The sequence below is a fragment of the Nonomuraea sp. N2-4H genome (genome assembly GCF_045291505.1).
Classification (GTDB): domain Bacteria; phylum Actinomycetota; class Actinomycetes; order Streptosporangiales; family Streptosporangiaceae; genus Nonomuraea; species Nonomuraea fastidiosa.
Map to the genome: position 1 here is coordinate 2,519,938 of NZ_CP147987.1, position 13,316 is coordinate 2,533,253.

The 13,316-nt window shown below is 73.9% G+C and carries 12 protein-coding genes and 2 pseudogenes; 9 read left to right on the forward strand and 5 right to left on the reverse strand.

Annotated features, from left to right (window positions below):
- The first annotated feature begins 13 nt into the window (after positions 1-13).
- Together WBK31_RS11475 and WBK31_RS11480 are read left to right on the forward strand one after the other, a co-directional pair.
- On the forward strand, positions 14-3,670 hold the full coding sequence (locus tag WBK31_RS11475) for a type I polyketide synthase (RefSeq protein ID WP_406674781.1): 3,657 nt from the start codon (positions 14-16) through the stop codon (positions 3,668-3,670).
- Positions 3,604-3,858 carry an acyl carrier protein gene (locus WBK31_RS11480; RefSeq protein WP_406674782.1) on the forward strand — a complete coding sequence of 85 codons (255 nt, stop codon included), beginning with the start codon at positions 3,604-3,606 and terminating at the stop codon, positions 3,856-3,858. The genes WBK31_RS11475 and WBK31_RS11480 overlap by 67 nt, the downstream gene beginning before the upstream one ends.
- A gap of 200 nt (positions 3,859-4,058) precedes the next feature.
- Here the strand turns inward: WBK31_RS11480 and WBK31_RS11485 are convergent, their stop codons facing one another.
- Positions 4,059-4,778 carry an MBL fold metallo-hydrolase gene (locus WBK31_RS11485; protein WP_378789755.1) on the reverse strand — a complete coding sequence of 240 codons (720 nt, stop codon included), beginning with the start codon at positions 4,776-4,778 and terminating at the stop codon, positions 4,059-4,061.
- Between the two features lie 98 nt (positions 4,779-4,876).
- Here WBK31_RS11485 and WBK31_RS11490 point away from each other — a divergent pair.
- A pseudogene (locus tag WBK31_RS11490) lies at positions 4,877-5,406 on the forward strand (TetR/AcrR family transcriptional regulator).
- Positions 5,407-5,639: 233 nt separating this feature from the next.
- A complete protein-coding gene (locus WBK31_RS11495; RefSeq protein ID WP_364067827.1) occupies positions 5,640-6,497 on the forward strand; it encodes a universal stress protein in 858 nt (285 codons plus the stop codon).
- Positions 6,498-6,643: 146 nt separating this feature from the next.
- Here WBK31_RS11495 and WBK31_RS11500 read toward each other — a convergent pair whose 3' ends face one another.
- A complete protein-coding gene (locus WBK31_RS11500) occupies positions 6,644-7,477 on the reverse strand; it encodes a universal stress protein (protein ID WP_364067825.1) in 834 nt (277 codons plus the stop codon).
- 90 nt (positions 7,478-7,567) lie between these two features.
- Here WBK31_RS11500 and WBK31_RS11505 point away from each other — a divergent pair, with 90 nt between their 5' ends.
- From WBK31_RS11505 to WBK31_RS11525, 5 genes are all read left to right on the forward strand, one after another.
- A complete protein-coding gene (locus WBK31_RS11505; protein ID WP_378789751.1) occupies positions 7,568-8,482 on the forward strand; it encodes a universal stress protein in 915 nt (304 codons plus the stop codon).
- Positions 8,479-8,949 carry a CBS domain-containing protein gene (locus WBK31_RS11510; protein ID WP_364067822.1) on the forward strand — a complete coding sequence of 157 codons (471 nt, stop codon included), beginning with the start codon at positions 8,479-8,481 and terminating at the stop codon, positions 8,947-8,949. Before WBK31_RS11505 ends, WBK31_RS11510 begins: the two co-directional genes overlap by 4 nt.
- A gap of 106 nt (positions 8,950-9,055) precedes the next feature.
- The gene (locus WBK31_RS11515) at positions 9,056-9,712 is read left to right on the forward strand and encodes a CBS domain-containing protein (RefSeq protein ID WP_364067821.1); all 657 of its coding nucleotides are present in this window, start codon (positions 9,056-9,058) and stop codon (positions 9,710-9,712) included.
- A 28-nt stretch (positions 9,713-9,740) separates the two neighbouring features.
- Positions 9,741-10,718, forward strand: coding sequence for an Acg family FMN-binding oxidoreductase (locus WBK31_RS11520; RefSeq protein ID WP_378789747.1), 978 nt, complete (start codon positions 9,741-9,743; stop codon positions 10,716-10,718).
- A 46-nt stretch (positions 10,719-10,764) separates the two neighbouring features.
- On the forward strand, positions 10,765-11,433 hold the full coding sequence (locus WBK31_RS11525) for a universal stress protein (protein WP_378789745.1): 669 nt from the start codon (positions 10,765-10,767) through the stop codon (positions 11,431-11,433).
- A gap of 267 nt (positions 11,434-11,700) precedes the next feature.
- Here WBK31_RS11525 and WBK31_RS11530 read toward each other — a convergent pair.
- The 3 genes and pseudogenes from WBK31_RS11530 to WBK31_RS11540 all read right to left on the reverse strand — a co-directional run.
- Positions 11,701-12,360: pseudogene (locus tag WBK31_RS11530) on the reverse strand (MFS transporter); the annotation flags it as partial.
- A 3-nt stretch (positions 12,361-12,363) separates the two neighbouring features.
- Entirely contained in the window at positions 12,364-12,771 is a 408-nt protein-coding gene (locus WBK31_RS11535) for a TetR family transcriptional regulator (RefSeq protein WP_406674783.1), read from the reverse strand.
- 9 nt (positions 12,772-12,780) lie between these two features.
- Entirely contained in the window at positions 12,781-13,128 is a 348-nt protein-coding gene (locus tag WBK31_RS11540) for a hypothetical protein (protein ID WP_378789742.1), read from the reverse strand.
- Positions 13,129-13,316 lie beyond the last annotated feature (188 nt).

Below are 13,316 nucleotides of genomic sequence, written 5' to 3' on the forward strand. Positions count from 1 at the left end.
GAAACCGACGCGCATGGCCGACAGCCCCCGCGCAGCCCGGCAGGAACCAGTGGCGGTGATCGGCATCGGCTGCCGCCTGCCAGGAGACGTGCAGGCGCCGGATGAGTTCTGGGACCTGCTGCGCGCCGGCCGGAACACCACCGGGCCGCTGCCCGACGGCCGCTGGCGCCCGTACGAGCGGCGCAGCCCCGAAGACGCCGCCGCGCTGCGCGACGCCGTACGCTACGGCAGCTTCCTCCGCGACATCGAAGGCTTCGACGCCGAGTTCTTCGGCCTGTCGCCCCGCGAGGCCGAGCTGATGGACCCGCAGCAGCGCCTGGTCATGGAGACCGCATGGGAGGCGCTGGAACACGCGGGACTGCCGCCGCACACCCTGGCCGGCACCGACGCCGGCGTGTTCATCGGCGTGTGCACCGCCGACTACGGCGGGCGGCTGCTCGAAGACCTGCCCCAGATCGAGGCGTGGACCGGGATCGGCGCCGCCACCTGCGCCGTCGCCAACCGCGTCTCCTACTCCCTCGACCTGCGCGGCCCCAGCATGGCGATCGACACCGCCTGCTCGGCGTCGCTGGTCGCGCTCCACCTCGCCGCGCAGAGCCTGCGGCTCGGCGAGAGCGACGTCGCCCTGGCCGGCGGCGTCAACCTGCTGGCCACGCCGGGCCAGACCCTCACGCTCGGCACCGCGGGGGCGCTGGCGCCCGACGGGCGTTCGAAGTCGTTCGACGCCGCAGCCGACGGCTACGGACGCGGCGAGGGCTGCGGCGTGGTCGTGCTCAAGCGGCTGGCCGACGCCCGGCGCGACGGCGACCGCGTGCTCGCGCTCGTCATCGGCAGCGCCGTCAACCAGGACGGCCACACCAACGGCATCATGGCGCCCTGCGGCGAGGCCCAGGAACACGTGATGCTGCGCGCCTGCCGCCAGGCGGGCGTCGAGCCGTCCACCATCGACTACGTTGAGGCGCACGGCACCGGCACCCGGCTCGGCGACCCGCTGGAGGCCGCCGCACTGTCCGCCGTCTACGGCGCGGGCCGCCCGCCCGGCGACCCCTGCCTCATCGGCTCGGTCAAGTCCAACATCGGCCACCTCGAAGGGGCCGCAGGCATCGCCGGCGTCATCAAGGCCGTGCTCGCGCTCGACCGCGGCGAGATCCCGCCGACCGTGCTGACCACCCTCAACCCGGCCATCCCGTGGGACGGCTCGGGTCTGCGCGTGGTGACCGAGCCCACCGCCTGGCCGCGCCGCGACCACCCGCGCAGGGCCGGCGTCTCCAGCTTCGGGTACGGCGGCACGGTCGCCCACATCGTGCTCGAACAGGCCCCCGTCGTTCCCGAGCGGCCGGTGGAAGAGCAGACGGGGGAGCGGCTCTACCCGCTGTCGGCGGCATCCTGGCAGGCTCTGCGCCAGTACGCGGGCAGGCTCGCCGACCACGTGGACGGCGGGCTCGACCTGGCGTCGCTGGGACACACGCTGGCGCTGCGCCGTACCCACCTGGCCCGCCGGGCCGTCGTGGCGGCCGGCGGCCGGGACGAGCTCGCCGCCGCCCTGCGCAGGCTCGCTGACGACGTGCCCGCCGAGACCGTCATCACCGGCGATGTGCTGCCCGACCTCGGGCCGGGGCCGGTCTGGGTGTTCTCCGGGCAGGGCTGCCAATGGCGCGGCATGGGACGCGAGCTGCTCGCCGTGCCGGAGTTCGCCGCCCTGGTCGACGAGGTCGAGCCGATCTTCGCCGAGGAGATCGGGTTCTCGCCCCGCCAGGTCCTGTCCGAAGGCGACCTCGGCTCCATCGACCGCGTCCAGACGATGATCTTCGTCATGCAGCTCGGCCTCGCCCGGCTCTGGAACGCCTGCGGCGTCGCTCCCGTCGCCGTCATCGGGCACTCCGTCGGCGAGATCGCCGCCGCGGTGACCGCCGGAGCCCTGAGCGTCGCCGACGGGGCCCGCCTCATCTGCCGCCGCTCCCGGCTGCTGCGCCGGGCCGAGGGCAAAGGCGGCATGGTCATGGTCGGGCTGTCGTTCGAGGAGGCGTCGGAACGGCTCGCGGGGCGTACCGACCTGGTGGCGGCCATCGCGTCCGCGCCCGGATCCACCGTGCTCTCCGGCGATCTGCCCGCCGTCGAGGCCGTGCTGGAGGAGTGGCCCGCCGAGGGCATCGTGGTCCGGCGGGTGGCCTCCGACGTCGCCTTCCACAGCCCGCACATGGAGCCGCTCGCCGCCGAGCTGGCCGCCGCCACCGCCGGCCTCGCCTTCGGCGCGCCGCGCATCCCCATGTACACGACCACGCTGCCCGATCCCCGGTCCACGCCCGTGCTGGACGGTGCGTACTGGGCGGCCAACCTGCGCGACCCCGTACGCCTCGCCGCCGCCACGACGGCCGCCGCCGAGGACGGACACCGCGTGTTCCTGGAGATCTCGCCGCACCCCGTCGTCGCGCACTCCGTCACCGAGACGCTGTCCGAACACGGGTACGAGGACGTCTTCGTCGGCACCACCCTGCGCCGCAACCAGCCCGAGCTGCCGGCCTTCCACGTCGCGGTCGGCACCGCCCACTGCCACGGCGTCGAGGTGGACTGGCGGCGGCTCCACCCGTCCGGCGGGCTCGTCACCCTGCCCCCGTACGCCTGGCAGCGTCGCCGCCACTGGCGCGACCCCTCCACCTTCAACGACCGGCCCGGCCACAACCCCGCCTCCTTCACCCTGCTCGGGGCCGCGACCAGCATCGCCGGGAGCGGCACCCGCGTGTGGCGGACCAGCCTCCAGGACGCCGACCGGCCCTACCCGGGCAGCCACGCGCTCAACGGCGTCGAGATCGTGCCGGCCGCCGTCCTGGTCAACACGTTCCTGCGGGCGGCCGCCCGGTCGCCGGAGGAGGACGTCACGCTGACCGGCGTCGAGATGCTCCATCCGCTGATGACCGCCGAACGCCGGGAGATCCAGGTCGTGCACGAACCCCCGGCCGTCCGTCTCGCCGCCCGCACCCCCGCCGCCCCCGGCGAGCCGGAACCCGCCTGGCTGGTCCACGCGGGCGCCCAGGTCGCCCCCGCCCGCCCCGCCAAACCCGACGTCCTCCCGGACCCCGGCGCCCTGCGCCCCCTCGACCCCGGCTACGTACACCAGCGCCTCGCCTCGGTCGGCGTGCCCTCGACGGGCTTCGACTGGACCATCGACACGTTGCTGGGCGGCGACGGCATCCTCCGCGCCACGGTCCGCACCGTCGCAGGGAGAGGCAGGAACGCGGAGGGGCCGGGGAGCTGGGCACCGGCGCTGGATGCGGCCATGTCGGTCGCGCCCTGTGTGTTCCCCGGCGACCCGGTGCTGCGCATGGTCGTACGCATCGACGAGGTCGTGCTGACCGGCACCCCGCCCGCCGCGGTGATCATCGAGGCGGCGATGGATCCGGCGGCCGGCGACACCGTACGGGCGCTGATCGCCGACGTGGACGGCCGCGTGCTCGGCCACCTCACGGGCCTGCGCTACCCGGTGATCGACGCCCCGCCCCCGCCGACGACGACCTGGGCGGCCCCGCCGAGTCGTTCGCCGGACTGCCGCCCGAGGCGCTGCGCGAACGCGTGCTGCCCGAGGTCCGCGCGGAGATCGCCGCCGTCATGCGGCTCACCCCCGACGCTCTCGCGATCCGTCGTCCCCTCGTCGAGCAGGGCCTGGACTCGGTGATGACCGTCATGGTCCGCCGCCGCTTGGAACGCCGCTTCGGCTGCCGCCTCCCCGCGACCCTGCTCTGGCAGCAACCCACGATCGCCGCCATCGCCGCCCACCTGGCCGGCCTCCTCACGTCTCGCCGCGAGAAGCCGAAGGCGGAGGCGCCGCCTGCGGAGGACAGCGCCCCGGTGATCGCCGGCTGAGCGGGGCGGCCCGAGGACGGAGACCCGCCTCGGGCCGCCCTCCCGCTGCCACCCTCAGACCGCGCGAGCCGTCACACCTTCGAGTCCAGGCCGCCGTCCGCCGGAGGCGTTGCCGTGTTCCGCCCGAGCCGTCGAGTCGTCGTCAGCACGAGCCGGGCGTTGGCGGCTCGGGCCGAGTCGTCTGCAGGTTGCGTCGGTTGTCACCGGGCTGCGGCGGCCTTCTTGATGGTTTCGGCCACCTCGTCCGGGGAGACCTGCCAGGGGGCGCCGTGGCCGGGCAGGACCCAGGACGCCTTCAGGCCGGCGAGCCGTTCGAGTGAGGACAGCGCCATGGCCGGGTCGTCGGTGAAGGGCGCGGGCTGGGGGCCGACGCGGCCGGTGAGGACGTGCCGCGTGGTGAGGGCATCACCGACGAAGACCGCGTCGGCGATCTCCACGTGGATCGCCACGCTCCCCGGCGAGTGCCCCGGCAGAGCGATGATCTTCGGGCTGCCGGGCAGGTCGAGGACGTCACCGTCGTTGACCTCGATGACCTCGCGGACGTACTTCGGGCGCAGGCCGTTCTTGCGCAGGCCGTACGCGAAGAACTGGATCGTCGGGCCGATCCGCATGGGCGGCGTGGAGACCTTGGGCTTCTCGCCCGTACGGACCCGTACGGCGTCGCCGGAGTGCACGAACACCGGCACGCCGTGGGTGCTGCGCAGGCGTTCGGCGAAGCCGATGTGGTCGGAGTCGCCGTGCGTCAGGATGAGCCCGCGGATGTCGGCCACGGTCTTGCCGATGGCGTGGAGCTCCTGCTGCAGGTCCTGCCAGTGGCCGGGCAGGCCAGCGTCGATCAGCGTGATGCCCTCGGGCGTGTCGATGAGGTAGCACGCCACGATGTCGTTGCCGAGCCGGTGCAGATGGGGTGCGAGTCGCATGTGGGCCTTCTCTTCCGAGCCCCGAACGGGCTACCTTGATAGCTAAGGTAATTAGCCATCATGGCTAACGTAAATAGCTATCAGAAGGGTTGTTACGGGTGCCCACTCCCGAGAAGACCTCCCTGAGCAAGATCGTCGCTGCCGGACGCGAGCTGCTGGAGGAGGTCGGCCGCCAGGGACTGACGATGCAGAGCGTGGCCGAGCGGGTGGGAGTGCGGGCCCCATCCCTGTACAAGCGCGTCGGCAACCGCGCGGACCTGCTGCGGGCCGTCGCCGAGGCCACCATCAACGACCTGGTCGCCCAGGGCGAGGCGACCGACGGATCGCTGGAGGAGCTGGTGCGCTCCTACCGGCGCTTCGCCCACGCCCGTCCGGAGGGGTTCCGGTTGATGTTCGCGCCGGAGGCGCCGCGCGACGCGCTCGTCCGCCTGATCACACCGGTGCTGGAGGCGTCCGGGCGGCTGGCGGGGAGGAGCACGCCCTGGAGGCCGCGCGTACGGTCACGGCCTGGGCCACCGGCTTCATCGACATGGAGCTGAACGGCCTGTTCCGGATGGGCGGCGACGTGGAGCGCGCCTTCGAGTACGGCCTGGCCGCCATCCTGCGCGCACTCAAGGACGGCCACTGACGCGCCGGTACGCCGCCGGAAGCGGATAGTTGCCCGCCACCTGGGGAAATGGGCAGATAAGGCCGTGCGTAACTGCGACCGGCACGCCCGCAAGGCCGGGCCGCCCAGCCGGCGGTGGAACGCGTCGGCGTCGGCGCCCGGCGTACAGGACGCTGACGCGGAGGGACGCTGACGCGGAGGACGCGGGCGTGCGGGATGCCGCGCACGCACCGCCTCGGGGGAGGAGGCGCAAGATGCCCGCATCGACCGTCGTCGGCTTCGACGGCTCGCGTACGGCGTGGTCGGCGCTCCGCTGGGCGGCCGAGGACGCCGCCCGCCGGGGGCTGGGCCTGCGGATCGTCCACGTACGCGAACCCTGGTGCGCCGAACACCCGATGGACGCCTCCGTCGAGACCGACACCATGACCGCACGGTGCGAGAGCATGCTCGCCGACGCCGCCGCGCGCGCCCGCGACATGGCGCAGGAGACGCCGATCTCGACGGCGCTGATCACGGGGGCGGTGACGGAACGGCTCGTGACCGAGTCGGAGTCGGCCGACACCGTGGTGGTGGGCAGCAGGGGACTGGGCGGGTTCGCCGGCCTGGTGCTGGGCTCGGTCGGGATCGGCCTGGCCGGGCACGCGGCGTGCCCTGTGGTCGTGGTCAGGCGGATGCCGCGCGCGCCGGGCGGCGACGTCGTCGTGGGCTTCGACGGCTCACCGGCGGCGGAGCGGGCCCTGGAGTACGCCGCCAAGCAGGCCGTCGCCCGCCGGACCCGCCTGCTCGCGCTGCACGGCCTGCGCTGCCCGCCCGCCGCTCCGCATCCCGCCGGGTTCGGCCCGCTGATGACGGTGGACGACGGCGATGAGATCGCCCGGCGGCTGGGGGAGTGGCGGGACACGCATCCCGGCGTGGAGCTGTCGGTGTCGCTGAGCTTCGAGCATCCGATAGCGGCCCTGTCGGCGGCATCGCGCGCGGCCGATCTCGTGGTCGTGGGCGCGGTGGGACTCACCGGGCTGCCGCCGGGGCGGCTCGGCTCGGTCGTGCACAGCGTCCTGCACCGGGCGCACTGCCCGGTGGCCGTGGTCAACGGCCCGAGCCCGTCGGCCTGACCGCACCCTGCCTTCCCACCACGTCGAGCGCTCGCGCCGAAGCGCCGCGTCGAGCGCTCGCGCCGAAGCGCCGCGCCGAGCGCTCGCGCCAACGCGCCGCGCCGAGCGCTCGTGCCGAAGCGCCGCGGCGTCCACGCACGACGCCCTCACGCCGTACGCGGACGTACCACCGCGACCGGGCACACCGCGTGGTGCAGCAGGCCGTGGCTCACCGAGCCCAGTACGGCGGCGGCGAAGCCGCCCCGTCCTCGCGAGCCGACCACGACGAGTTCGGCCGAGGCGGAGGCGTCGGCGAGCGCGGCGACCGGGTGCGCCCGCACCTGCGACCCTTCGAACCGCACGTCGGGGTACTCGCTCGCCCAGATGTCCAGGCGTTCTTGCGCGGCGTCGCGGTCCTCGTCGAAGGTGTCGGTGAACAGGTCGGTGAACTGCGGCCCGTAGGTGGCCAGCATCGGCTGCGACCAGGCGTACACGACCAGCAAGGTCGCGTCGCGGGCGCGGGCCTGCTCGACGGCGTAGCGCAGGGCCTCGCGGGCGGTGTCGGAGCCGTCGTCGCCGACCACGATCTTGCCGTGCCCGGCCGTCTCCGCGCCCGCGCGTACGACGACGACGGGCCCTTCGGCGTGCCCGGCGACGGCGAGGCCGACCGAGCCGAGCGCCAGCCCCGCGAACCCGCCGACGCCCCGGCTGCCCAGCACGACGCAGTCGCCGGTCACCGCCTGGCCGAGCAGCGCCTCCACCACGTTGCCTTCGAGCAGCTCGCTGACCACCTCTTGCGCGCCCGCCGCGCGCGCCCGGTCGGCGGCGGCCTCCAGCGTGCCCTCACAGTACTTCAGGCCCTCGGCGCTGCCCCGCCGCTGCTCGCACACGTGCACCAGGCGCAGCGGCAGGCGTCTGCGCCGGGCGTCGGCGGCCGCCCATTCCACGGCCGCGTGGGACGGCGTGGAGCCGTCCACGCCCACTACGATCGGTCGGCTCACTCCACTCCTCCTCACGCGTGCCCGGCTGAGAAACGGCTGCCCAGGTACGCGGTCGCGAGCCTCACGGGACGGTAAAGGCTCGGCCCCGCCATGCTTGCACCGCGCCGGGTTTGCCGGGATGGCCGCTGGTCAGAGGGTGTCCATGGGGGACTCGTCATCGCAGGCACCGACGGCTCGGCACCCGCCACCGCGGCGGTGGAGTGGGCCGCTGACGACGCCAGGCGCACGGGCGCCGAGCTTCGCATCGTGCACGTGCTCGACCGCGGGCCGTACGCCATCGCCGGGGTGGCCGTCCCCATCGAGCCCGAGGACATCCTGATGCGCGCGGCGGAGAAGGTGGTCAAGCAGGCGGAGACGGCCGCGCGCGCCCGGCAGCCCGAGGTGCGGATCACCACGAAGGTCATCGAAGGCGTGCCCGCCGCCGTCCTGCTCGACCAGGCGCGCGAGGCGGATCAGCTCGTCATCGGCGACCGGGGGCTCGGCGGCTTCGCCCGGGCCATGCTCGGCTCGGTGAGCACGCGGCTGGCGGTGCACGCCCCGTGCACGGTGGTGGTGGTGCGCACCGAGCCCGGCGAGCCGTCGGGCGAGATCGCCGTCGGCGTCGACGACTCCGAGCACAGCGAACCGGCGATCGCGTACGCCTTCGAGCAGGCCGCCCTGCGCGGCGCGACTCTCCACCTGATCCACGCCTGGCAGGTCCCGGTGCACGCCTTCGCGCCCGAGATCTCGTACGAGGCCGACACGATCCGCGACTCCGTGCAGCAGATGGTCCGCTCCCGCACCGCGCGCTGGCAGGCCGAGCACCCCGAGGTGCGGACGGTGACGGACATCCCGTGCGCGCACCCCGTGGACGCCCTCACCGGCGCCGACTTCGACCTGGTGGTCGTCGGCACCCACGGCAGGGGACCGATCGGCTCGCTGCTGCTCGGCTCGGTCAGCAGGGGCGTGCTCCACCACGCGCGCCGCGCCGTCGCGGTGGTGCGCCGCGCTGAGGAGGGGCCGTGAACGTCGAGTCGATGACCGCCGCGCACGCCATGAGCCGGATCCTGGTGGTCGTCGCGCCCGACGAGTCGCCGCTGATGGCCTGGGAACTGATGCGCCGCGCCGGCGTGCACCACCTGCCCGTCGTGGAGGACGGTCACGTGCTGGGCATCCTGACCCGCGAGCGGCTCGCCTCCTCCTGGACGTGCGAGCCGGACAAGCAGTCCACCCGCCCCGTACGTTCGCTGCTGCAACGCGTGCCGCTGCCCCGGGTGCGCCCCGACACGCCGCTGACCAGGATCGCCGCCCTCATGGTCGACACCTGCTGCGACGCGGTGCCGGTGCTGTCGGAAGACGGGCTGATCGGCCTGGTGACGGCGCGCGACGTGCTGTCGGCCGTCGCCGGGCGCATCCGTGACGTCGAGGAGCCCGGCGAGATCATCACCGGGATGTTCCGCCTCGAACCCCTGCTGCCCGGCAGGCGCCGCTAGGAGCCGGGCGGGGTGCGGGACCTTCGTCCCTCCGATCGGGGTCGTTCGCCGCTCACGGGGCAGGCGAGGACGAGGGAACGTAGGACGTGGAAGCGAGGTGGACGTCATGTCGATCCTGGTCAAGGACGTCATGGGCCGGGTGGCCATCGCCGTGCTGCCCGATGCGGCGTTCGCGGAGATCGTGGCCGCGATGCGGCGTTACGCGGTCGGCGCGGTCACCGTGATCGACGAGAACAGGCGCCCGATCGGCGTGGTGTCGGAGACCGATCTGATGCTCAAGGAGATCGACCCGGTGCGGCATGGCGTGTCGATGTTCGAGTCGCGTACGCAGCGCCGCGAGTACGACAAGGCCGCAGGCGTGACGGCGGGCGAGCTGATGACCGCACCGCCGATCACCGTCACCCCCGAGACCAGGGTGCGGGACGCGGCCCGGCTCATGCACGCCAAACAGGTCAAGCAGCTCCCGGTCGTCGATCCGGAGACCGGGCGCATCGTCGGCACCCTGCACCAGCGCGACGTGCTGCGCGTCTTCACCCGCCCGGCCGCGGAACTGGAGCGGGACGTGCGGGCCGTGCTGCCGGAGGACGGCACGTTCACGGTCCGGATCGACGGGGGCGTGGTGCGGCTCGGCGGCCGGGTGCGGCGCAGGTCGCAGGTCATCGCGGTCGCCGAGGCCGTACGCGGCGTCGAAGGCGTGGTGGACGTGGTCTGCGAGGTCAGCTTCGACGACGACGACCTCATGGCCCTGCCCCCGCTGCTGTAGCGGCAGGCCATCGACCTTGGAGGCAGCCATGAGAACCCGATCGCCGAAGCAGGCACTGGAGGCCGCGGTGGACGCCGGCCGCTGGGCGCCGTCCGTGCACAACACCCAGCCCTGGACGTTCGCCGTCTCCGGCGAGGAGATCGCGCTGCGCGCCGACACCGCGAGGCGGCTGACCGCCGAGGACGCCTCCGGCAGGGAGCTGCTGATCAGCTGTGGCGCCGCGCTGTTCACGATCCGCACGGTGCTGCGCTGCGAGGGCTACGAACCCGTCGTACGGATCCTGCCCGACCCCGACCGTCCAGCCCTGCTGGCCACGATCGCGCTGGGCGAGGAGATCGAGGCGGACGAGTCCACGCGGATGCTCTGCGGGGAGATCGAGCGGCGCCGCACCCACCGGGCCGGCTTCGCCGCCATGCCGGTGCCCGACCGGCTGATCGACGCGCTGGCCAGGAGCGCCACGGAGGAGGGCGCGCGGCTGACGCCCGTACGCGATCCGGAGGCGATCCGCGTCATCGCCGGGCTCACCCAGGCGGCCCAGGGCGTGCAGCGGCGGGATCGGCGCTTCGACCTGGAGGTCATCGCCTGGGCGCGCCCGCCGGGCAGCAACCGCGCCGACGGTGTGCCCGCCACCGCCTACCCGCGCGAACCCGCCCGTACCGAGCCCGACTTCCCGCAGCGCCACTACGCCTGGCGGCACGGCTGGGGCACGGAGGGCGCGCCCGCCGAGACGGAGACGGGCGTGGTGGCCGTGCTCACCACCCGGGGCGACGGCCGCGCCGACTGGATCGCCGCGGGCCAGGCGCTGCAGCACGTCCTGCTGCACGCCTCCGCGTACGGCGTGAGCGCCGCCTTCCACACCCAGGCGCTGGAGATGGACCCGCTGCGGGACTTCCTGCGGCGGGAGCTGCTGTCGGGGGAGCACCCACAGATGATCATGAGGCTCGGCGTCACCTTCGACGACGTCAGGGACATGCCGCGCCGCCCGCTCTCCGATGTCCTGACATGACGCCACGAGTGAGACGACCCGCGCGGCGCCACGGAGGAGGTGCGTGATGGCCGGACATGTCGTGCTCGGCTACGACGGCTCGGACTTCTCCATGCAGGCCCTGGACTGGGCGCTCGACGAGGCGGAGCTGCGCACGCTGCCGCTGCTGGTCGTGCACGCCTGGCAGTGGCCGTACGGTGAGGCGGACGAGGAGGCCAAATCCCACCTGGGCAAGGCGGCCGAGCACGTGATGTGGCACGGCGCCGAGTGCGCCAGGCAGACCAGCCAGGGCCTGCGGGTCGACACCGACCTGTACGAGGGCTCCGCCGCCGAGCGCCTGGTCGAGCTCTCCAAGGACGCCGAGCTGATCGTGGTCGGCTCGCGCGGGCTCGGCGCGCTGCCCCGCGCGGTCGTCGGGTCGGTCGCCGAGTACACCGCCGCGCACGCCGCCTGCCCCGTCATCGTCGTCCGCGGGCCTGGACCGCTGCCGTTGCCCGAGAATCCCGGGCCGATCGTCGTCACCGGCCCCGAGCCGGACGCCGCCGTCCTGGAGTTCGCCTACCACGAGGCGCGGCTCCGGCAGGTCGCCCTGGCCGCCGAGGCGGACCTCACGGAGTGGGAGCGCGGCCATCCCGGCGTGCGGATCGAGCCCGCCGCCGACCACCCGCCCGCCACGCTCATGGTGGTTCGCCGCGCCCCGGCCGGCGGCCGGGCATCGCCCGCGACCTGCTGCTGAACGCACCCTGCCCCGTCGCGGTCGTGGGCGCCGCGGATCATGGAGGCTAGCCGGGCCGGCGGACCGCCATGACCGCGACGGCCAGCGCGCAGGCCGCGAACGCGCTCGCCGCGGCGAACGAGGTCGCGATGGCGTCGGCCAGGCCGGCGGGGAGCCGGGGGCGGCGTCGCGGACGGCGGCGCCGAACACCGTGACGAGGACGGCGAGCCCGAGTGAGCTGCCCGCCTGCTGCATGGTCTGCACGGTCGCGGCGGCCGCGCCGGTCTGGTGCGGGCGCAGCCCGGCGAGGATGAAGGAGTTCAGCGGTACGAAGGTGATGCCGATGCCGAGGCCGAAGAGGATCAACGGGCCGGCGATGCCGGTGGCGTACCCGGACATCGCGGAGAGCCGGGTGAGCCAGAGGATGCCCGCCGCGATCGCCACCGTGCCGGACGCGGTGACGGCCTTGGGACCGAGCCGGGACAGCAGCCACGGCACCGCGCGTGCGGAGACCAGCGCGGTGAAGGCCAGCGGCAGGAACGCGATCCCGGTCGCCAGCGGGGTGAAGCCTTCGACGGTCTGCAGGAACTGGGTGAGGAAGAAGAACATCCCCAGCATGGTCGCCGAGATCAGGAACATGTCGAGGTACGCGGCGGCGCGGTTGCGGTCGCGGAACAGCCCGAGCGGCAGCAGCGGGTGCGCCACGCGCGCCTCGGCGACCAGGAAGAGGACCAGCGCGACGAGCGCGACGGCGAGCGCGGCCAGCGCGCTCCGATCGCCCCATCCCGCCTCGCCCGCGCGGACGAAGCCGTAGACCATCGCCGTCATGCCGGCCGTGCCGAGGACCGCGCCGGCCACGTCGAGCCCGGTCCGGTGCTTCGCGACGGGGCGCACGTACCGCAGCGCGAGCGCCACGATCACCACGCCGACCGGCACGTTGACGAACATGACTCAGCGCCAGGACGCCAGCGAGGTGAGCAGCCCGCCGAGGATCAGCCCGGCCGACAGGCTCAGGCCGGACACCGACGAGAAGACCGCGAGCGCCCGGGTACGCGGCGCGCCCTCCGCGAAGTTCGCCGCGAGCAGCGCGTCCTCAGGTGAGCGGCTCTCGAGCAGCTCGCCGCCCCGCGCGCTGAGCCGGTCGAACCGCTCGCGCAGCACCGCGTCGATCAGCGCCTCGCGGGTGGGGAAGTGCCGGTACAGCGTGCCGATGCCGACGCCCGCGCGCTTGGCGACCTCGGTCAGCGAGGCGTTGACGCCCTGCCTGGCGAAGGCGTCTTCGGCCACGTGCAGCAGCCGCTCGTAGTTCCGGCGCGCGTCGCTGCGCATGGCGGGCGTTCCCGGGGAGTGATCGTTCATCGCGGGGTCTCAGTCGTGGTTGCGGACGTCGATGCGGCGCTTCATGAACTCCCACGCCGACTGCTTGGAGATGCCCAGCCCGCGGCCGATCTGCTCCGGGCCGGCGCCTTCTGCCTGGGCGGAGCGCATGGCGATCCAGCGCTGGGCGGTGAGCATGCCCATGAGGCCGGCGTTGGCCTGCAGCGCCTCCAGCGGGCCGATCTCCGGCAGTTCGGCGAGCCGTGCCTCCAGCCGTGCCGCCTCCCCGCCCCGCCCGGCCGTACGCGCGGCCTCCAGCGCGTCCTTGAGCCGGACCCGCTCCGGGAACGTTGCCCGGTTCTCCCGCAACTCGGTGCCGCGGTCGGTGTTGGCGCTCACGCCCGCCACCTTAGCCGAGCGGGGACACCGCCCACGGGTGTCAGGTTGACCTGACGATGGTGTCAGGTTGACCTGACACCATCGAAGCCCACCAGTACCGAGCGGTGGTCGCCGCTCCACGTCATCGTGGCCGGCGGCGCCACGTTCTCGGTGGCCACCTGCCGTACCCCCGGAACCTCCCGCACAAG

Coding starts and splice junctions, on each gene's coding strand:
- WBK31_RS11475 (WP_406674781.1), top strand. CDS start 14: ATGGCCGACAGCCCCCGCGCAGCCCGGCAGGAACCAGTGGCGGTGATC.
- WBK31_RS11480 (WP_406674782.1), top strand. CDS start 3,604: ATGCGGCTCACCCCCGACGCTCTCGCGATCCGTCGTCCCCTCGTCGAG.
- WBK31_RS11485 (WP_378789755.1), bottom strand. CDS start 4,778: ATGCGACTCGCACCCCATCTGCACCGGCTCGGCAACGACATCGTGGCG.
- WBK31_RS11495 (WP_364067827.1), top strand. CDS start 5,640: ATGCCCGCATCGACCGTCGTCGGCTTCGACGGCTCGCGTACGGCGTGG.
- WBK31_RS11505 (WP_378789751.1), top strand. CDS start 7,568: ATGCTTGCACCGCGCCGGGTTTGCCGGGATGGCCGCTGGTCAGAGGGT.
- WBK31_RS11515 (WP_364067821.1), top strand. CDS start 9,056: ATGTCGATCCTGGTCAAGGACGTCATGGGCCGGGTGGCCATCGCCGTG.
- WBK31_RS11520 (WP_378789747.1), top strand. CDS start 9,741: ATGAGAACCCGATCGCCGAAGCAGGCACTGGAGGCCGCGGTGGACGCC.
- WBK31_RS11525 (WP_378789745.1), top strand. CDS start 10,765: ATGGCCGGACATGTCGTGCTCGGCTACGACGGCTCGGACTTCTCCATG.
- WBK31_RS11535 (WP_406674783.1), bottom strand. CDS start 12,771: ATGAACGATCACTCCCCGGGAACGCCCGCCATGCGCAGCGACGCGCGC.